The 18,258-nt window shown below is 69.7% G+C and carries 18 protein-coding genes and 1 pseudogene; 9 read left to right on the forward strand and 10 right to left on the reverse strand.

Annotated elements, in window-relative coordinates; genetic code table 11:
* Positions 1-18 precede the first annotated feature (18 nt).
* Positions 19-489: pseudogene (locus tag QFW96_RS03120) on the forward strand (GNAT family N-acetyltransferase); the annotation flags it as partial.
* On the opposite strand, the gene QFW96_RS03125 reads toward QFW96_RS03120, so the two are convergent.
* Positions 490-831 carry a bifunctional 3-phenylpropionate/cinnamic acid dioxygenase ferredoxin subunit gene (locus tag QFW96_RS03125; protein WP_281453936.1) on the reverse strand — a complete coding sequence of 114 codons (342 nt, stop codon included), beginning with the start codon at positions 829-831 and terminating at the stop codon, positions 490-492. It lies immediately after the preceding pseudogene.
* 290 nt (positions 832-1,121) lie between these two features.
* On the opposite strand from QFW96_RS03125, the gene QFW96_RS03130 reads away from it, so the two are divergent.
* Positions 1,122-2,243, forward strand: a complete 1,122-nt coding sequence (locus QFW96_RS03130; RefSeq protein ID WP_281453937.1) for an aromatic ring-hydroxylating oxygenase subunit alpha — start codon at positions 1,122-1,124, stop codon at positions 2,241-2,243.
* 37 nt (positions 2,244-2,280) lie between these two features.
* Here QFW96_RS03130 and QFW96_RS03135 read toward each other — a convergent pair whose 3' ends face one another.
* Positions 2,281-2,550, reverse strand: a complete 270-nt coding sequence (locus QFW96_RS03135) for a DUF3040 domain-containing protein (protein ID WP_281453938.1) — start codon at positions 2,548-2,550, stop codon at positions 2,281-2,283.
* 238 nt (positions 2,551-2,788) lie between these two features.
* Here QFW96_RS03135 and QFW96_RS03140 point away from each other — a divergent pair, with 238 nt between their 5' ends.
* From QFW96_RS03140 to QFW96_RS03150, 3 genes are all read left to right on the forward strand, one after another.
* Positions 2,789-3,169: a MerR family transcriptional regulator gene (locus QFW96_RS03140; RefSeq protein ID WP_281453939.1), complete on the forward strand. Its 381-nt coding sequence runs from the start codon at positions 2,789-2,791 to the stop codon at positions 3,167-3,169.
* Positions 3,170-3,397: 228 nt separating this feature from the next.
* Entirely contained in the window at positions 3,398-4,891 is a 1,494-nt protein-coding gene (locus tag QFW96_RS03145; RefSeq protein WP_425524708.1) for a SulP family inorganic anion transporter, read from the forward strand.
* 60 nt (positions 4,892-4,951) lie between these two features.
* The gene (locus QFW96_RS03150; protein WP_281453941.1) at positions 4,952-5,785 is read left to right on the forward strand and encodes an SAM-dependent methyltransferase; all 834 of its coding nucleotides are present in this window, start codon (positions 4,952-4,954) and stop codon (positions 5,783-5,785) included.
* 44 nt (positions 5,786-5,829) lie between these two features.
* On the opposite strand, the gene QFW96_RS03155 is transcribed toward QFW96_RS03150, so the two are convergent.
* The 3 genes from QFW96_RS03155 to QFW96_RS03165 form a co-directional block, all read right to left on the reverse strand.
* Positions 5,830-6,867 (reverse strand): zinc-dependent alcohol dehydrogenase family protein, encoded by a 1,038-nt coding sequence (locus tag QFW96_RS03155; RefSeq protein WP_281453942.1) that lies wholly within the window; start codon positions 6,865-6,867, stop codon positions 5,830-5,832.
* Positions 6,868-7,076: 209 nt separating this feature from the next.
* Positions 7,077-8,510 (reverse strand): M20/M25/M40 family metallo-hydrolase, encoded by a 1,434-nt coding sequence (locus QFW96_RS03160; RefSeq protein WP_281453943.1) that lies wholly within the window; start codon positions 8,508-8,510, stop codon positions 7,077-7,079.
* A gap of 204 nt (positions 8,511-8,714) precedes the next feature.
* Positions 8,715-9,305, reverse strand: a complete 591-nt coding sequence (locus QFW96_RS03165; RefSeq protein ID WP_281453944.1) for a TetR/AcrR family transcriptional regulator — start codon at positions 9,303-9,305, stop codon at positions 8,715-8,717.
* A 142-nt stretch (positions 9,306-9,447) separates the two neighbouring features.
* Between QFW96_RS03165 and QFW96_RS03170 the strand changes: the two genes are divergently transcribed.
* Positions 9,448-10,329 (forward strand): poly(ethylene terephthalate) hydrolase family protein, encoded by an 882-nt coding sequence (locus QFW96_RS03170; protein ID WP_281453945.1) that lies wholly within the window; start codon positions 9,448-9,450, stop codon positions 10,327-10,329.
* A gap of 188 nt (positions 10,330-10,517) precedes the next feature.
* Here the strand turns inward: QFW96_RS03170 and QFW96_RS03175 are convergent, their stop codons facing one another.
* The 4 genes from QFW96_RS03175 to QFW96_RS03190 form a co-directional block, all read right to left on the reverse strand.
* Entirely contained in the window at positions 10,518-12,026 is a 1,509-nt protein-coding gene (locus QFW96_RS03175; RefSeq protein WP_281453946.1) for a sodium:solute symporter family protein, read from the reverse strand.
* The gene (locus tag QFW96_RS03180) at positions 12,023-12,223 is read right to left on the reverse strand and encodes a hypothetical protein (RefSeq protein ID WP_281453947.1); all 201 of its coding nucleotides are present in this window, start codon (positions 12,221-12,223) and stop codon (positions 12,023-12,025) included. The genes QFW96_RS03175 and QFW96_RS03180 overlap by 4 nt, the downstream gene beginning before the upstream one ends.
* Before the next feature lie 235 nt (positions 12,224-12,458).
* Positions 12,459-13,664 carry a CaiB/BaiF CoA transferase family protein gene (locus QFW96_RS03185; RefSeq protein ID WP_281453948.1) on the reverse strand — a complete coding sequence of 402 codons (1,206 nt, stop codon included), beginning with the start codon at positions 13,662-13,664 and terminating at the stop codon, positions 12,459-12,461.
* On the reverse strand, positions 13,661-14,320 hold the full coding sequence (locus QFW96_RS03190; RefSeq protein ID WP_281453949.1) for a GntR family transcriptional regulator: 660 nt from the start codon (positions 14,318-14,320) through the stop codon (positions 13,661-13,663). The genes QFW96_RS03185 and QFW96_RS03190 overlap by 4 nt, the downstream gene beginning before the upstream one ends.
* A 127-nt stretch (positions 14,321-14,447) precedes the next feature.
* Here QFW96_RS03190 and QFW96_RS03195 point away from each other — a divergent pair, with 127 nt between their 5' ends.
* The 3 genes from QFW96_RS03195 (at position 14,448) to QFW96_RS03205 (ending at position 16,979) form a co-directional block, all read left to right on the forward strand.
* Positions 14,448-15,359 carry a hydroxymethylglutaryl-CoA lyase gene (locus QFW96_RS03195; RefSeq protein WP_281453950.1) on the forward strand — a complete coding sequence of 304 codons (912 nt, stop codon included), beginning with the start codon at positions 14,448-14,450 and terminating at the stop codon, positions 15,357-15,359.
* Between the two features lie 415 nt (positions 15,360-15,774).
* Complete coding sequence (locus QFW96_RS03200) at positions 15,775-16,317, forward strand: thiamine pyrophosphate-binding protein (RefSeq protein WP_281453951.1); 543 nt, start codon at positions 15,775-15,777, stop codon at positions 16,315-16,317.
* On the forward strand, positions 16,317-16,979 hold the full coding sequence (locus QFW96_RS03205; RefSeq protein ID WP_281453952.1) for a thiamine pyrophosphate-dependent enzyme: 663 nt from the start codon (positions 16,317-16,319) through the stop codon (positions 16,977-16,979). The genes QFW96_RS03200 and QFW96_RS03205 overlap by 1 nt, the downstream gene beginning before the upstream one ends.
* Here QFW96_RS03205 and QFW96_RS03210 read toward each other — a convergent pair.
* A complete protein-coding gene (locus QFW96_RS03210; protein WP_281453953.1) occupies positions 16,933-18,252 on the reverse strand; it encodes an MFS transporter in 1,320 nt (439 codons plus the stop codon). The genes QFW96_RS03205 and QFW96_RS03210 overlap by 47 nt on opposite strands.
* Positions 18,253-18,258 lie beyond the last annotated feature (6 nt).

Raw genomic sequence — 18,258 nt, forward strand, 5'->3', positions numbered from 1 at the left:
ATGGCTGAGCCGCTGATCCGGGAGCTCCGGGACGACGACTGGGACGCGGTGCGCCGCATCTACGCCGAGGGCATCGCGACGGGAAACGCGACCTTCGAGACCGAGGTCCCCGGCCGGGACGTCCTCGACGCCAAGTGGCTGGCCGGGCACCGATGGGTCGCCGAACTCGACGGGCGGGTCGCGGGGTGGGGTGCGGCCGCGGCGGTGTCGGCGCGCGAGTGCTACGCCGGGGTCGCCGAGACCTCGCTCTACATCGGAGCGGACTTCCGCGGCCGGGGAGTGGGAAAGTCGTTGCTGCGCAAGCAGATCGGTGCAGCCGACGAGGGAGGGCTGTGGACGTTGCAGACCTCGATCTTCCCGGAGAACGAGGTCAGCATCGCGTTGCACCGCGCAGCCGGGTTCCGGGAGGTCGGAACCCGGGAACGCATCGCTCGGCATCACGGGGTGTGGCGCGACACCGTCCTGCTGGAGCGTCGCCGCGCCGACTGATCAGGCCGCGCCTTCGGCCTCCAGCGGGAGCGTCGCCTCGCGCGGTGCGAGCTGGACGTAGACGGTGCCGCCTTCGACGAGCACCTGGTGGGTGCGCAGCGCCCGCTTGGCCGGCGGGCACGTCGGCTTGCCGTCGCGCAGGTCGAAGAACGCCGCGTGCAGCGGACATTCGACGAAGCATCCTTCGAGGAACCCGGCTGACAGGGACGCGTCCTGGTGGGTGCAGGTGTCGTCGACCGCGTAGAACACGCCGTCGGCGTTGAACACGGCGATCGGGACGTCGGCGACGAACCGGGTCGACTCGCCCGGAGCGAGCTCGTCGGCGCGGCATACAGCGAACATCGAACCTCCTGTGTTGCGCATTAAAGAACTCAAAACGCTATGCGCAACAGAGTGCGGCCCATCGGAGAGGTGCGTCAAGACGTCGAAGGCGTCGATCTCCGCGTGGATTTCCCCGTTAACCAACGACATCGGCCGTTTACCCGAATCCCCGCCGACTACCTGGCGGTAACCCGCTCGGACGTCTTGACAGCACCGGACCCCCGATCGCATCGTGTTGTCGATCGAGCAACGAGGTGCTCATCGCGCAACAACTGAAGACCCCTGCGGACCGAGCCGAAAGGCGCCCCGAGATGACCGCTACGGAGTTGCCGCAGAGCCTGCTGGCCACTCTTCCCGGCCACCACTACACCGACCCGACGATCTTCGCCCTGGAGCAGGCGCGGATCTTCGAGACCGGCTGGTTCTGCGCGGTGCGCAGCGCCGACCTGGACAAGCCCGGTGCGTTCCAGACCGTGCAGGTCGGGCGCGAGAGCGTGCTCGTCGCGCGCGACCGCAAGGGCAACCTGAACGCGTTCCTCAACGTGTGCCGGCACCGGGGCGCCCGGCTGTGCACCCAGGAGACCGGGCAGGTCCAGCGCTCGCTGCAGTGCCCGTACCACGCCTGGACCTACGGGCTCGACGGCAAGCTGATCGCCGCGCCGAACCTCGGCGCGATGGAGGACGTCGACCGCGGGGAGTACGGGCTCAACACGGTTCACCTGCGGGAATGGCTCGGCTACGCGTGGGTGTGCCTGGCCGACGAGCCGCCCTCGTTCGACGACACCGTGATCGCCGACGTCGCCGGGCGGCTCGGTGACGCCGGGGAGATCGACGCCTACGACATCGCAGCGCTGGAGCTCGGCGAGCGGATTCGCTACGACGTCAAGGCGAACTGGAAGCAGATCATCGAGAACTTCATGGAGTGCTACCACTGCGCGACGATCCACCCCGAGCTCACCGAGGTGCTGCCGGAGTTCGCCGACGGGTTCGCCGCGCAGTACTACGTCGGGCACGGAGCCGAATTCGGTGACGAGGTATCCGGTTTCACCGTCGACGGCGGCGACGGCGTGCAGCCGCTGCCGGGCGTGGGCGAGCACCAGAACCGCCGGTACTACGCGATCACCGTGCGCCCGCAGGTGTTCATCAACCTGGTGCCCGACCACGTGATCATCCACCGGATGTTCCCGCTGACCGCCGAGCGCACCCTGGTGGACTGCGACTGGTTGTACCTGCCGGAGGTCGTCGCCTCGGGCCAGGACCTGTCCCGCTCGGTGGAGCTGTTCCACCGCGTCAACCAGCAGGACTTCGACGCCTGCGAGCGCTGCCAGCTCGCGATGGACTCGCGCTCCTACGCCTCCGGCGGCGTGCTCGTCCCCAGCGAGCACCACATCGCCGAGTTCCACGACTGGGTCCGCAGCCGGATCACGGACTGAAAACCCGCCGCCGGGCCCCGCTTCGGGGCTCGGCGGATCAGGGACGGGTGTCCAGGAGCAGGTAGCGGACGGCGATGCCCCCGACTCCGAGCGCGATGCCGATGAAGATCACGACCGGGCTGATCGCGAGCAGGCCCAGCAGGAACACCAGGACGCCGACCGCGGACACCGACATCGCGACGCGGCGACGGTTGCGCGTGGCCGGATCGGGTGGCGGCTTCTTGACGGCCTCGGCGAAGCGCGGGTCGTTCTCCTCGAACCACCGCTCGATCTCGCGAAGCCTCCTGCGCTCACTGCGACTCAGCATCACGACCTCCCGGCGCGCTCGCCGCGGAGGAGCCCTCCGCGAAGGAACGTCACGCCGACCAGACTTCCCGGCACGCCATCGTCACCGCCGAGGTGCGACACCTCTCAACATAAACCCGGCGCACAGCCGTGGGAAGGGTCCGAAGGGCCTCGACCGGTCTAGCACTGCGTATCGTGGACACACCCGGGAGCAGGGAAAACGCTCCCGCGGACTAGATCGGTCGAGGAGTGGTTCGGGCGTGGGTGAGCGGATGCAGATCGGCGAGGTCGCCGAGCGCACGGGGCTGTCGCTGCGCACGATCCGCTACTACGAGGAGGTCGGGCTGGTGGTGCCCAGCGCACGCAGCCAGGGCGGCTTCCGCCTCTACACCGACCCGGACGTCGACCGGCTGGAACTGATCAAGGGCATGAAGCCGCTGGGCTTCCAGCTCGACGAGATGCGCGATCTGCTGGCGATTCTCGACCCGACCCCCGACGCCCCGGAGATCGAGGAGCCGCAGCGGCGGCTCAGCGACTTCAGCGCGCAGGCCGAGCAGTCCTGCCGGAAGCTGCGCACGCGACTCGCGCTCGCCGAGCGCTTCGCCGCGATGCTGCGCGACCGCCTCGACGCCCCGGAGTGATCCCGGCCTCATCAAATCGACTCGGCTGGGTCACCGGCCCATCCCTCCTCTAACGTAACGGAAGGGTTGAACGGATTACCGCCGTATTCGGGTCCCGGATTACGGCAGTATTCGGATGCCGGACTACCGCCGTATTCGGGTGCCGGACTACGGGAGTAATCCGTCCCCTCCCGGGCAGCGTCGCCCCTCCCCCGCACTTCACCTCGCCGCCGCGTGCGGCGCCCGAGCATGTCTGGTTGTCGCGTGCCCCAGCTGTCCCTGAACCGTCCTGCCTGGCTGTCGCCGTCGGTGGCCCGCACCGAAGTGCTCGGCGGCCTGGTCGTCGCGCTGGCGCTGATCCCGGAGGCGATCTCGTTCTCGATCATCGCCGGTGTCGATCCGAGCGTGGGGCTGTTCGCCTCGTTCACGATGGCTGTGGTCATCTCGGTCGTCGGCGGCAGGCCCGCGATGATCTCGGCCGCCACCGGTGCGATCGCGCTGGTCGTGGCGCCGCTGGCGCGCGAGCACGGGATGGGCGTCCTGGTCGCCACGGTCATCCTGGGCGGCCTGTTCCAGGTCGCGCTGGGGGCGCTGGGCGTGGCGAAGCTGATGCGGTTCGTGCCGCGCAGCGTCATGGTCGGGTTCGTCAACTCGCTGGCGATCATGATCTTCATGGCGCAGGTGCCCGAGCTCATCGGCGTGCCGTGGGCGGTCTACCCGCTGTTCGCGGCGGGCCTGGTGATCATGGTGCTGTTCCCGAAGCTGACCAGGGTGATCCCGGCGCCGCTGGTGTCGATCGTGGCGCTGACCGCGGTGACCATCGCCGCCGGCATCGCCGTGCCGACCGTCGGCGACAAGGGCGCCCTCCCGTCGTCGCTGCCGGTGCCGGGCATCCCGGCCGTGCCGCTCACGCTGGGCACGCTGCAGCTCATCGCCCCCTACGCGCTGGCGTTCGCGCTGGTCGGGCTGATGGAGTCGCTGATGACGGCGAAGCTCGTCGACGACATCACCGACACGCGGTCGAACAAGACCCGCGAGTCCATCGGGCAGGGCATCGCCAACATCGTCACCGGCTTCTTCGGCGGCATGGGCGGCTGCGCGATGATCGGCCAGACCATGATCAACGTCAAGACCGCGGGCTCGCGCACCCGGCTGTCGACGTTCCTGGCCGGCGCCTTCCTGATGGTGCTGTGCATCGTCTTCGGACCGCTGGTCTCGCAGATGCCGATGGCCGCGCTGGTCGCGGTGATGGTGCTGGTCTCGGTCGGCACCTTCGACTGGCACAGCATCGCGCCCCAGACGCTCAAGCGGATGCCCGCGGGCGAGATCGTCGTGATGGTGGTGACGGTGGCCGTCGTGGTCGCCACCGACAACCTCGCGATCGGCGTCGTCGTCGGCACGATCACGGCGATGGTCATCTTCGCGCGCCGCGTCGCCCACCTCGTCGAGGTCACCTCGGTGACCGACCCCGACGGCGGGCAGGTCGTCTACCACGTCACCGGTGAGCTGTTCTTCGCCTCCAGCAACGAACTCGTGCACCACTTCGACTACGCGGGCGACCCCGACGACGTGGTCGTCGACCTCACCGACGCCCACATCTGGGACGCCTCCACCGTCGCCGCGCTCGACGCCATCACGACCAAGTACGAGGCGCGCGGCAAGCGAGTCGACATCGTCGGGCTCAACGAGCGCAGCGCAGCCATGCACGGGCGGCTCAGCGGCGAGCTGTCCGGGAGCCACTGACCGGAGCCTCCGGCGGGCAGGCCCACCCGCGCATCGACAGCATGATCACGATGCGCGATCATGGCCCGCATGCACGACGAGCGTTCTGCGCCGCACATCGACACCGACTCGCCCAGCGTGGCCCGGGGTTACGACCACTGGCTGGGCGGCAAGGACAACTTCGAGGTCGACAGGACGATCCTCAAGGCCGTCGAGGAGGTCGTGCCCGAGGCCCGGCCGCTCGCGCAGGAGAACCGGTACTGGCTGATCCGCGCCGTGCGGTTCCTGAGCTCGTCGCTGCACGCGGGCATCGACCAGTTCCTGGACCTGGGATGCGGGTTGCCGACGATGCAGAACGTGCACCAGGTCGCGCAGGCCAACAACCCGGACGCGGTCGTGGTCTACGTCGACAACGACCCGACGGTGGCGGCCTACGGGCGGGCGATGCTGGCGGAGAACGACCGCACGCACTTCTCCATCAACGACCTGCGCGATCCCGAGGGCATCCTCAGCGATCCGGTGATCACCCGGAACCTGGACTTCGAGCGCCCGATCGCGCTGATCCACTCGGGCACCATGCACCACGTCTCCGACGAGCACCGGCCGCGCGAGGTCATGCAGCGCTACGTCCGGGCGCTGGCGCCGGGCTCCTACGTGGCGATGTCGCACTTCAGCTGGCCGCCGGAGTCGGAGCGCTACCGCGAGATGGCCAGCACCATCGAGGGTCTGCTGCACGAGATGGTCGCGTCGTGCTGGTGGCGCAGCAACGAGGAGGCGCTGTCGTTCCTCGACGGCCTGGAACTCCTCGAACCCGGCTTCGTCCGCACGGTCGACTGGTGGCCGGAAGGCCCCGCCCTGACGCCGAAGTCGGAGATCACCAACCTCATCTACGCCGCCCTCGCCCGAAAGCCCTGAGCCCGGCGGTCCCTCGCTTCCCGGCGGTTCCGTCGCGGGAGCGGTCAGGGTTTGACGAGGACCTTGAGCGTCTTGCGGTCCGCCATCTCCTGGTAGCCGGTGGGGACGCCGTCGAGATCCGTCGTGGCGTCGAAGACCTTGCCCGGCTCGATGCTGCCGTCGAGGATCGGCGGCAGCAGCTCGTCGATGTAGGCGCGCACCGGCGCCGGTCCCCCGGCTAGCCGGACGTTCCGGCCGAACAGGCTGCCGAACCCGATCGGCGCCTCCTCGTACTGCGGCACGCCGACGCGGCTGATGATCCCGCCGGGACGCACCGCGCCCACCGCCTGCTGGTAGGCGGGCATGTTCCCGACCGCCTCCAGGACCACGTGCGAGCCGTGCCCGCCGGTGAGCTCGCGCACCCGTTCGACGCCCTCCTCACCGCGCTCGGCCACGACGTCGGTGGCGCCGAACTCGCGCCCCAGGTCGGTGCGCTCGGCGTGCCGTCCCATGAGCACGATCTGCTCGGCGCCGAGGCGCTTGGCCGACAGCACCGCCAGCAGACCCACGGCCCCGTCGCCGATCACGGTCACCTTGCTGCCGCGACGGACTCCCCCGGTCGCGGCCGCGTGGTAGCCGGTGCCGAACACGTCCGAGAGCGTCAGCAGCGACGGCATCAGCACCGAGTCCGGTGCGACGGGCAGCTTGACCAGCGTGCCGTCGGCGTAGGGGACGCGGACCGCCTCGGACTGGCAGCCCTCGTGCGGCTCGGTGTCCCAGAAGGTGCTGTTCACGCACGAGGTCTGCAGGCCCTCGCGGCAGAACTCGCAGGTGCCGTCGGAGATCGCGAACGGGGCCACCACCAGGTCACCCTTCTTCACCGTGGCGACCTCCGCGCCGGTCTCCTGGACGATGCCGATGGCCTCGTGCCCCATCCGCGCGGGCCCGTCGGAGGCCGGCATCGACCCGTAGGGCCACAGGTCGCTGCCGCAGATGCAGGCCGCGGTCACGGTGACCAGCGCGTCGGTGGGCTGCTCGATCTTGGAGTCCGGCACGTCCTCGACCCGGACATCGCCGGCCTCGTACATCACTGTTGCGCGCATGAGTTCTTCTCCGGTTGCTCGACTGCTCCGGGCGGCCTGCGGCGCCGCACCTGGCATCACGCACCAGGGTGAGCGAGCGGCGAGCGCATCGCACGGCGATCAGGCCGCCCGCCGGAGCCGGTCGCTGTTCGGAGTCCACGGAGCCGATCAGGTGGAGCCGATCAGGTTCTGTACCCGCACCGCCGCGCACAGCGATTCCTCAACAGGCCTCAGTCGCGCTGCGGGAGCGGGAAGGTGACCGGGCTGCGGTGGCCGTCGGCGTCGATGGCCCGCACGCCGAAGAAGACGTTGTCCTTGGACAGGTCGATCACCGCCGCGGTGGTGTCGCCGACGTCGATGCGGTGCGTCCAGTCGGGGTCGGTGGTCTCGCGCCACACGACCTCGTAACCGGCGAGGTCGGGTTCCGGCCCGCGCTCCCACACCAGCTCGGTGTCGTTGGTGAGCTCGGCGGTGCGCACGACGACGCCCGTCGGCGCGCCGGGGCCCTGCGCGAGCGAGAAGAGCGCGGCGAGGTTGACCCGGGCGACGCGGGCGATGTAGCCGAAGTCGCAGAACTCCGGAAGGTCGCCGTAGCGCACACCGCCCTCGTCGCGGACGTCCTGGTGCTGGTGCCGGAAGTCCTCGTGCGGTTCGGTGAAACGCGCTGCCGGAAAGCCCTTCTCGAGGAACGGGATGTGGTCGCCGCCGCGCAGGAAGCGGTCTCGCCGGTAGATGACGCGCACGCTCATCCCGGTGGCGTCGTTGGCGGCGACGTCGGTGACGAAGCGGGCGAGCTGGCGCGACGGGGAGTCGTTCTCACCGCCCACCGAGCGCCGGATTTCGGCCTCGTCGGGGGTTTCCGAGGTGGGCACGCCCTCGGCGAACAGCCTGATGGTGCGCGGGTCGGCGGTGCCGTCGTCGGCGCGGCCGGCTCCGACGATGTCGTCGGTGAACATGGCGCGCACGTCCGCTCCCTCGGCGGCGAAGAGCTCGGCCATGTGGTTCGCGCCGTAGAGCCCCTGCTCCTCGGCGGCCACCGCCGCCAGGACCACGGTGGACTCCAGCGGGGTTTCCGCCAGCAGGCGGGCGAGTTCGAGCACCACGGCGACACCGGAGGCGTCGTCGTCGGCACCGGGCGCGTCGCTGGTGGCGTCCATGACGTCGGTGGCGCGCGAGTCGTAGTGACCGCTGACGACGTGCACGCGCTCGGGCGTCGCGGTGCCGCGGATGGTGGCGACGACGTTGGTGATGCGCGTGGTGACCGGGATGCGATCGGCCGGTTCCTGGTCGTAGGACTGGAGTTCCACGGTCATCCGCCCCTCCGAGCGGGCGGCGTGGCTCTGCATCTCGGCGAACAGCCAGTCGCGCGCGGCGCCGATGCCGCGCTGCGGGTCGTCCTGACTCGACAGGGTGTGCCTGGTCCCGAAGCTCACCAGCTTGCGCACCACGTCCTCGACGCGCCGCTCGTCGACCTGCGCGAGCAGCGCCCTCAGGTCCGCGCCGGGCTGCTGCGGCGGGATCGGCTCCCCGGGCGGGAGCGCACCCCCGGGAGAGGGCCGCAGATCAGCGGCCCCGGCGCTCCCGGCGAGCACGACGGCACCGGTGATCCCGGCGGAAGCGGACAGGAAGGCGCGACGGCTGCGACCAGCGGATGAGAGACCCATGCACAGATTTCTACGTCTCCGCACACCGCCGAAGAATCGTCCGGACAGACCACCCGGTCACCCCGGAAGAACCATCACGGAACAACCCACCCGCTCCCGACCAACCCCTCCCCACGTCGAAAACCGCGGTTCTCGCGTGTCGAAAACCGCGCGAAAACCGCGGTATTCGACACGCGGAGCACCGAGGACCACCCGGTCGGGGGTTCAGCCTGGGCTTCGCCACTCCGCGACGCGGCGTTCGAGTTGGGTGAGGAGGTCTTCGAACGCGGCGTGGACGCGCGCTTCGTCGCCGCCGGTGAGGAGGTCGACGAACAGGCCGCGCAGGCCCGCGAGCAGTGCCGTGGCCGCGGGCCGCGCCTGGTCCTCGGGACAGCCGTAGCCGATGAGGCCCGCGGCGAGGAGGTCGGTGCGCTGGCGCATCGACGCCGCGACGGCCTCGGTCACCGCCGGGTCGCCGTACATGGCGCGGCCGGTGATCGCCACGAAGAGCCGCACGTAGCGGCGGCCTTCCTCGGTGGTGGCGCGGCGCCAGAGGGCGCGCAGCGGGTCGTCCTGCGGGAGGTCCCGCACGGCGAGGGTTTCGGCGAGCACCCGGTCGACGATCTCGGCGACCAGCCGGTCCTTGGTCGCGAAGTGGTGCACCAGCGTCGCGTGGCTGACCCCGGCGGTCTGGGCGACCTTGCGCAGCGACAGATCGTCGAGCCCCTGCTCCAGAGCGTGCTCGGTCGCGGCGGCGAGCACCTCGCCGCGGCGGTGCTGGAAGCGCAGCTTCCGGCCGTCGACCCGTTCGTTCATGCGGACAGCCTAATCCGGAACGAGATTGATTGACCGATCGGTAGAGCCACTTTAGAGTCGCTCTCGCACCGGAGATCTTGCTCAACGACGAACATGTTCCGGCGCGTCCGGACGACCGGACGCCTTCTGCGAAGGGCGAAACATGGAATTGAAGCGTTCCACCGGTTCCCTCACCCGATTACTCGTCGCGTCGGCGGCCGTCTTCGGCCTGCTCGCGGGCAACGCGACGCTGGCGCAGGCGGTCGAACCGGCCGACGTGCACGGCCCGGACCCGACCGAGGAGAGCGTCACCGCCCCGCGCGGCCCGTTCGAGGTCGACGAGGAGTCGGTTTCCCGGCTCAGCGTCAGCGGTTTCGGCGGCGGCACGATCTACTACCCCACCGACACCACCGACGGCCTGTTCTCGGCCGTGACCATCTCCCCCGGTTTCACCGGCACCCAGGAGACGATGGCCTGGTACGGGCCGCGATTGGCGTCCCAGGGCTTCGTGGTGTTCACGATCGACACGATCACCACCACCGACCAGCCCGATTCCCGCGCCCGGCAGCTGCAGGCGTCGCTGGACTACCTGGTCAACGACAGCAGCGTGAAGGACATCATCGACCCGGCCCGGCTGGGCGTGATGGGCCACTCGATGGGTGGTGGCGGTTCCCTCAAGGCCGCGCTGGACAACCCGGCGCTGAAGGCCGCGATCCCGCTGACCCCGTGGCACACGACCAAGGACTTCTCCGGCGTCCAGACGCCGACGCTGATCATCGGCGCCCAGAACGACACCGTCGCACCGGTTTCCCAGCACGCCAAGCCGTTCTACGAGAGCCTGCCGGACGATCCCGGCAAGGCCTACCTGGAACTGGCCGGCGCGGGCCATCTCGCCCCGAACACCGACAACACGACGATCGCGAAGTTCAGCATCTCCTGGCTCAAGCGGTTCCTCGACGACGACACCCGCTACGACCAGTTCCTCTGCCCGCCCCCGGAGAACGACGACTCGATCTCCGACTACCAGTCCACCTGCCCGTACTGACGGTCCGCACGAACCACCGCGGCGCCAGCCTGGGGGTCGGCGCCGCGGTGGCGTTCTCAGTCCCCGAGCACCGACAGCAGAGCCGCGTAAGTCCGCTCCACATGCCCTTCTTCGCTGTTCCTTCCCCGTCACGTGTCGCGGAAACACCACCGCGGCGCCGGGATTGGGGGTCCGGCGCCGCGGGTGGGTTAGGCTGGTTGGGTTGTTTTTGCTGGTAGTGGGTCTGTGTCTGGGGATTCGGGGGACTTGGTGAGCAGGGATCCGATGGCGCAGATCGCGAGGTTGAGGGCGAGACCGAGGAGACCTGCTGGGATGCCGTAGAGCTTGTCGATGTCGAAGACCGTCCAGGCTCCGGCGAGCAGGGCGCCCGCGAGCATGCCCCAGAACACCGGTCCCGCCGAGAGCCTGCGCCAGTACAGGCCCAGGATGAACGCGGGGGCGATCTGGACGATGAGCTCGAACTTGAGCACGAAGATGTTGTACAGCGTGCTCGGCGGGTTCCACGCCAGCACGAGCAGCAGGCCGATCGCCACCACACCGGCGACCTTGCCGACCATGACCTGCTTGCGCTCCGAGGAGTTCGGGGCGAGGTAGCGGCCGTAGAGGTCGCGCGAGATCACCGACGAGAAGCTCAGCAGCGCCGAGTCCGCCGTGGACACGATCGCCGCGACGACACCGCCGAAGAGCAGGATCATCAGCACGTAGAAGAACAGGTTGATGCCCGCGACCTCGTTGGCGATCATCCCGACCAGCTGCTCGGAGTCGTCCTCCGACAGGCCGGGGAACAACTTGATCCCGACGATGCCGACGACGAACACGACACCGGTGGTGACCATCGGCATCCACGCCATGATCGCCAGCGACCGCTTGAGGGTGCGCTCGCTGCGGGCCGCGTAGATGCGCTGGATGGCGTGCGGGTACACCGCCGCGCCGATGCCGATCATGATGATCATCGACAGCCAGTTCACCGAGTCCTCGCCGCTGGGCACGCCCAGCTTCTCCGGCTCGTTCTCGGCCAGGTAGCGCGTCACCGAACCCCAGTCACCGCCGACCAGGTACAGGGCTCCGACGAGCAGCACCGCCACGCCGACCAGCAGCGCGATGCCCTGCATGACGTCGGTGAACGCGACCGCGCGCATCCCGCCCGACCAGGAGTACACGAGCATGACGACCACGAAGGCGATCACACCGATCTGGTACGGCACCGTGTTGCCGGTCAGCCCCGAGATGCCGTGGCCCATCGCCACCAGCTGCTCCAGCAGGTAGTTCGCCAGACCCCACAGCATCAGCACCGTGACCAGCAGCGACACCGGGGTCGAGCCGAAGCGGTGACGCACCCAGTCGGTGGGCGTCACGAACTTCTCGCGCTTGGCGATCGCGTACAGTCTCGGCGCGAACACCAGGTACCCGGCGATCACCGCGATCATGAACGGCACCGACTGCCACCAGGTGAACCCGGACCGGTAGGCCTCCGGGGCGTAACCGACGATCGAGTTCCCGCTGTACTGCGAGGCGTAGAGGGTGAAGAACAGGGCGACGAAACCGAGACCGGAACCGCCCAGGTAGTAGCCGCGGGACGTCTTCTGATCGCCCTCCGGCTGGCCGCGGCCGGCGAAGTAGCCGATGACCAGCATGATCACCGCGTAGGCGGCGAGCACCAGGATTCCGCTGAGACCGGCGAAGCTCAGGCCGTTCATCGGTCACCTCCGGCTTCTTCCTCGGGCTCCTCGATGTTCCAGCGGTACAGGCACGCCCAGGTGACCAGAACCGCGAACAGCAGCGTCGACACCGCCGAGATCACGACCCAGTACGGGACTCCGAGCACCATCGGGTGCGTGGAGCCGGCGGGCAGGTAGAACGGGACGCCGACCAGCACGACCACGGCCAAGGCCACCCACAACGAGCGAACCCGGATCGGCTCGTACCGGGGACGGTCCTGAGATCTTCGTTGATCCATCATGGACTCCGAATCGTTCGGTTTTCCACTGCTTTTCACGCAGGATTTCTCACCCGACCGCCGGGTCCCACGATTTCAACGGAAGTCGGGTTCCTGATCTCCGTTGAAATCGGGTTCCGGGTTTCCGTTGAAATCGCGGAACCGCCGGTGGCCGGGGGTGGTGCGGTGGTGGTCAGATGATGTTGTCGGCGCGCCAGCGGGAGAGCTGGTCCTCGTCGGCGCCGAGGACCTGGCCGTAGATCTCGGCGTTGTGCTCGCCGAGCTCCGGACCCAGCGAGCGGACCTCGCCCGGCGTGTCGGACAGGCGCGGAACGACGTTCTGCATCGGGAACTCGCCCAACTCGGGGTGCATCAGCCGGACGATGGCCTGCCGGGCCGCGAAGTGCGGATCGGCGACCATGTCCTGCGCGGTGTAGACGCGACCGGCGGGAACCCCGGCCTCGTGCAGCTTGTCGAGCACGTCGTCGGCGTCGAACTGCCGCGTCCAGGCCGAGATGAGCTCGTCGAGCTCCACCTGGTTCTCGCCGCGCGCGTCGTGGGTTCCGTAGCGCTCGCCGGTGGCCAGCTCCGGTTCGCCCATCAGCTCGCAGAGCCGGGTGAACACGGTGTCGCGGTTCGCGCCGATGATGATCTCGGCGCCGTCGGCCGTCGGGTAGGCGTTGCTGGGCGCGATGCGCGGCAGCACCGACCCGGTGCGCTCCCGCCGGTACCCGGCGACCTCCCACTCCGGGATGAGCGACTCCATGAACGCCAGCACCGCCTCGTAGATCGCGGTGTCGACGACCTGGCCGCGCCCGGTGCGGTTGCGCGCGTGCAGCGCCATCACCGCGCCCAGCGCGGAGAACGTCGCCGCCAGCGAGTCGCCGACGCTCACGCCCACGCGGCTCGGCGGCCGGTCGGGCTCGCCGGTCATGTGCCGCATGCCGCCCATCGCCTCGCCGATGGCCCCGAACCCGGCGCGCGAGGCGTAGGGACCATCCTGCCCGTAGCCGGTGACGCGCACCAGCACCAGCCCCGGGTTGATCTCCTGCAGCTCGTCGTAGCTCAGGCCCCAGCGCTCCAGCGTGCCCGGCCGGAAGTTCTCCACCAGCACGTCCGCGCTGGCCACGAGCTCGCGCAGGATGCGCTGCCCCTCGCTGGTGCGCAGGTTGGCCGTCACCGACTTCTTGTTGCGCGCGATCACCGGCCACGCCAGGGACTTGCCCTCGTGCTTGACCTGACCCCACTGCCGCATCGGGTCGCCCGCGCCCGGGTCCTCGACCTTGATGACCTCGGCGCCGAAGTCGGCCAGCAGCTGGCCGCAGAACGGGCCCGCGATGAGCGTGCCCGCCTCGATCACGCGGACGTCGGAGAGCGGACCGCTCCTGGTTGCCGTCACTGGTTGTCCTCCTCTTTCTCCTCCGGGCGCAGCAGGGTCGCCCGGGCGGCGAGCACGTGCGACTGCATGACGGCCTGCGCCCAGTCGCCGTCGCCCGCCGCGATGGCCTCCGCCAGCTCGCGGTGCTGGGTGAAGCTGCGGTGCAGCTCGGCGGTCGTGTAGCGGTGGAACGTGCGGCGCACCAGCGGAACCTCGATCACCCGCGACAGCAGCTCGGGCAGCAGCCTGCGCCCGCCCGCCTGGTGGATGAGCTGGTGGAATTCGAGGTTCAGCCGGGTGATCTCCTCGTGCGCCCCGTCGTCGTCGAGCCGGTCCAGCTGCCGCTCCATCGCGTCGCAGAGCTCGTGCAGCCGGGCGGCGTCGGCCTCGCCGCGCAGGGCGGCGTGCCGGGCCGCGTAGCTCTCCAGGACGCTGCGCAGGCCGAACATCTCCTCGAAGTCCTCGGCGCTGAGCGAGACGACCTCGGCGCCGCGGTTGGGCACCACCTGCACGAGCCCGTCGGCCTGCAGCCGGCGGATGGCCTCGCGCACCGGGGTCCGGCTCAGGCCGAAGTCCTCGGCGAGCTGCTCCTCGCGCAGCCGGGACCCGGCCGGGCGTTCGCCGTTGAGGATGTCCTCGCGAAGCGCCTGGTAGGCCCGCGCGGCGGCTTGTGACACGTCCCACGTCCTTTCAAGATTGTGCACAACCTAGCAACCCGATTTGTTCGTGAACAGACCTTGCGCCTGGTTGTTTCGAAGTTCAGGATGGCTTCGAACTCAGATTGTGCACAACATGGAGGCGATCGTGACCGCAGCGCTGCCGTCCAGCGTCGAGATCGTGGAGGTCGGGCCGCGCGACGGCCTGCAGAACGAGAGCACTCTGCTGCCGACCGCGACGAAGGTGGAGCTCGTCGAGCGCGCGATCGAGGCCGGGGCGCGACGCATCGAGGCCGTCTCGTTCGTGCACCCGCGGCTCGTGCCGCAGATGGCCGACGCCGAGGCCGTGATGGCCGCCGTGCCGCAGCGCGACGACGTCTCCTACTCGGGCCTGGTGCTCAACCGGAAGGGCTTCGACCGCGCGCTGGACACCGGGTTGACCGAGGTCAACGTGGTCGTCGTGGCCACCGACACCTTCAGCCGGCGCAACCAGGGCGTCACCACCGAGGAGGGGCTGCGCACCTGGGAGGACATCGCCGCCCGCGCCCACGAGGCCGGGGTCCGGCCGGTGGCCACGATCGCCGTGGCGTTCGGCTGCCCCTTCGAGGGCGCGGTGAGCAGCGATCACGTCGTGGAGCTGGCCCGCCGCATCGCCGACGCGGGGCCCTTCGAGATCGCGCTGGCCGACACCATCGGCGCCGGAGTGCCCACCCAGGTCACCGAGCTGCTCACCCGGGTCCGCGAGACCACCGGCGCCCGCCTGCGCTGCCACTTCCACAACACCCGGAACACCGGCTACGCCAACGCCTTCGCGGCCACCACCGCCGGAGTGTCCACCCTGGACTCCAGCATCGGCGGCATCGGCGGCTGCCCCTTCGCCCCCGACGCCACCGGCAACATCGCCACCGAGGACCTCCACTACCTCCTGGCGGGCATGAACGTCCGCACGGGCCTCGACCTGGAGCACCTCTCCCGCACCGGCACCTGGATCGGCGAACAACTCGGCAAGTCCGAAGTCCCAGCCCTCCTCGGCCGAGCAGGCCCCTTCCCCCCGAACTGACCTCAAGCCGAAAACCCCGGTTCTCAACCCGTTAAGAACCCCGGCTCTCAGTGGTCTCACCTCAGCAGGGGACAGTTTTTCCTCGAATCACCCCATGATCATGTCCGTTATGCCCGGACAGTTTGGACTAAAACTGTCCCCTGCCTGCGCTCCACCGCTACCAACCCGTTCGTCCGCGTCAAGAACTGCGGTTTTCATCGCGCGAAAACCGGGGTTTTCGACGCGGCCGACTCCTGCGGGATGACGGGACGACGAGGTCGCGGTGGCGGGGCGGGATGTCGATGTCGGTGGCGGGATCGCGGTGGCCGGATCGCGGTGGTGGGCTGGGTGGGGGTGTCCACGGGGGTTCTGGTGGTGGGTTCGGGGTGGGAGCGTGGTGGGGTTCGCGTGGAGCGGGTTCCGGGTCGAGGGAGGGGTGGGTGTTGTGCGGTACGCCGAGGGGGTTGCTGAGGGGATCTGGGGGTCCGGGGCCGAGCGGGTGGGGTACGTGCCGTCGGTGACCGTGGCGCCTGTGGTGGAGGCTTTGGTGGCCTCCGACGGGGGTGCGGACGGGGTGTCGCGGCGGGTGACTCCGCTGTCCCGCGAGGAGGAGGCCGTGGGGGTGATCGGGGCCCTGCCGCTGGCCGGGCGTTTCGGGGCTGTCGTCATGCAGGACAACGGGTTCGGGAACGCGCTCACCGCGTTGACCACGTTCTCGCTGGCCTACCACCTGCCGCTGCTGATCTTCGCGAACACGCGGGGTGGGCTCGGCGAGTACAACTCGATGATCCACTCGATCAGCGGGCACGCGCCCGAGCTGCTGCGGACCGTCGGGGTGCCCGTGTTCGAGCTGGACCGCCGCTCGTCGCCGCAGGACTGGCACGACACCACCGCCGAGGCCGGCGTGCACGCGCGGATGACCTACCGGCCGGTCGTCGTGCTCGCCTCCTTCTGGAACACCGACGGGAAGGTCGCCTGATGCGCCGCCTCGAAGCCCTGCAACACCTCGTCGAGCTCACCGAGAACCGCCCGGTCGTGGTGACCTGCGCGGCCACCAGCCGCGAACTCGCCTCGATCGCCGACCGCGACAACCACCTCTACCTGCTCGACTCGATGGGCCTGGCCGGATCGGTGACGACCGGCCTGGCGATGGCCGTCGAGGAAGTTCTCATGAAAACTTCCCCACCTCACGGACCCCGTCCTCAGGGGTGGGGTCTCGTGGGGTCGGACAGTTTTCATGAAAACTTCGCACCCCCCGTCGAGAAGGTGATCGGCATCGAGGGCGACGGCTCGCTGCTGATGAACCCGAACGTCCTGCCCACCGGCGGCTTCACGCGCCCCCGCGCGCTGCTTGTCCTGCTGGACAACCGCGCCTACGGCTCCACCGCCGGTCTGCCCACCTACACCGGCAGCATCGACCTCGGCGCGATGGCCGAGGCCGCGGGCTGGGCGGTCGGCCGCGCCGACGACCCCGCGACGCTGCGCGCGGAGTTCACCCGCCTGCTGGCGTTGCCGGGCCCGTGCTTCCTGCACGCGCGCATCGAACCCGGCAACGCCGCCGACATCCCGAAGCTCCTGGCGGACCCGGTGATGCTCACCCACCGGTTCCAGCGCTGGCTGGCCGCAGCACTCGGATCGTGACGGTGGCCAGAGCCATCGTCACCGCGCCGACCACACCGGTGAGGGCGAAGGCGGCGAAGCCGAGCTCGGCGTGGCCCGCTGCCAGCAGGGTTCCGCCGAGCCAGGGGCCGAAGACCGCGCCGAAGCGGCCCATCCCGGCGACCCAGCCCAGCGCGGTGTCGCGGTCGGCGGGATCGTGATGGGCGCCGACCGTCGCGTAGACCATCGTCTGGCCGCTGAACAGCAGCAGCCCGGCGAAGAACACCACGACGTACAGGGCCGCGACCGGGAGGTGGACGCCCAGCAGGTAGACGAAGACCGAGGTCAGCGCGAACCAGATCACCACGATGCGGCGGGCTCCGACGGCATCGGCGAGGCGTCCGGCGACGAGCATCCCGACGATGCCACCGACGTTGAGCGCCGTGGAGAACAGCAGCGAATCCCCGGTCTCGTAGCCGAGCTCGCCCATGATCTTCGGCAGCCACTGCCCCACCCCGTACACCAGCATCAACCCGGCGAACGAGGTGAGCCAGAACAGCAGGGTCGTCGGCCACTGCCTCCCGCGGAACAGCGCCTTGAGGCTCTCCCACCTGTCGGTGCGCTCCGGCGCGCGGACGACGTCGAGCCCGTGGTCCGCGGCCACCGAGGCCGCGGCCTCGCCGTGCCCCCGACCGGCCAGGATCGCCGGGGACTCGGGCAGCATCCGGAACGCCACCGGCAGCAGGACCAGAGCCGGAACGGCGCTGACGAGGAAGACCCACCGCCACCCGGCGGATTCGACCAGGCCGAGCGCGATCAGCGGTGCGATGGCGCCGCCGGCCTGGTGCGCGGTCATGATGACGCCGGTGGCCAGGGCCTTGCGCGCCCCGGTGGTGAACTCCATGCCGTAGGCGATGGCGATCGGCAGCAGCGCGCCCAGACCGAACCCGCACAACAACCGGAACAGACCGAAAACCGCTGCGCTGGGCGCGATTCCGCATCCGATGGTGGCGACCGTGAACAGCCCGACCGAGGCGAACACGGTCGGGCGACGACCGACCCAGCGCGTGACGGTGCCGGACAGGATCGTGCCCACCAGCATGCCGAAGGTGGTGTAGCTGCCGATGTTGCCCGCCAGAGCGTCGGTGAGGCCGAGGTGACCTCCGTCGATCATGTCGGGCAGCACGGATCCGTAGATGAACGTGTCGATTCCGTCGAGCAGCACCAGCGCCCAGCACACGGCGACGACGACCACGCGCCGTCGTGCCGCGACCGGGGACGCCGTCAGCTCCGGTGATGACGGGGCCTGCGACATGGTGGC

It is taken from the genome of Saccharopolyspora ipomoeae (assembly GCF_029952525.1).
Lineage (GTDB): Bacteria > Actinomycetota > Actinomycetes > Mycobacteriales > Pseudonocardiaceae > Saccharopolyspora > Saccharopolyspora ipomoeae.

Excerpts from the sequence above, each read along its gene's own strand:
- QFW96_RS03150 (WP_281453941.1), top strand. The coding sequence starts at position 4,952 with ATGGCCCGCATGCACGACGAGCGTTCTGCGCCGCACATCGACACCGAC.
- QFW96_RS03175 (WP_281453946.1), bottom strand. The coding sequence starts at position 12,026 with ATGAACGGCCTGAGCTTCGCCGGTCTCAGCGGAATCCTGGTGCTCGCC.
- QFW96_RS03205 (WP_281453952.1), top strand. The coding sequence starts at position 16,317 with ATGCGCCGCCTCGAAGCCCTGCAACACCTCGTCGAGCTCACCGAGAAC.
- QFW96_RS03125 (WP_281453936.1), bottom strand. The coding sequence starts at position 831 with ATGTTCGCTGTATGCCGCGCCGACGAGCTCGCTCCGGGCGAGTCGACC.
- QFW96_RS03145 (WP_425524708.1), top strand. The coding sequence starts at position 3,398 with ATGTCTGGTTGTCGCGTGCCCCAGCTGTCCCTGAACCGTCCTGCCTGG.
- QFW96_RS03155 (WP_281453942.1), bottom strand. The coding sequence starts at position 6,867 with ATGCGCGCAACAGTGATGTACGAGGCCGGCGATGTCCGGGTCGAGGAC.
- QFW96_RS03165 (WP_281453944.1), bottom strand. The coding sequence starts at position 9,305 with ATGAACGAACGGGTCGACGGCCGGAAGCTGCGCTTCCAGCACCGCCGC.
- QFW96_RS03135 (WP_281453938.1), bottom strand. The coding sequence starts at position 2,550 with ATGCTGAGTCGCAGTGAGCGCAGGAGGCTTCGCGAGATCGAGCGGTGG.
- QFW96_RS03210 (WP_281453953.1), bottom strand. The coding sequence starts at position 18,252 with ATGTCGCAGGCCCCGTCATCACCGGAGCTGACGGCGTCCCCGGTCGCG.
- QFW96_RS03160 (WP_281453943.1), bottom strand. The coding sequence starts at position 8,510 with ATGGGTCTCTCATCCGCTGGTCGCAGCCGTCGCGCCTTCCTGTCCGCT.
- QFW96_RS03130 (WP_281453937.1), top strand. The coding sequence starts at position 1,122 with ATGACCGCTACGGAGTTGCCGCAGAGCCTGCTGGCCACTCTTCCCGGC.
- QFW96_RS03170 (WP_281453945.1), top strand. The coding sequence starts at position 9,448 with ATGGAATTGAAGCGTTCCACCGGTTCCCTCACCCGATTACTCGTCGCG.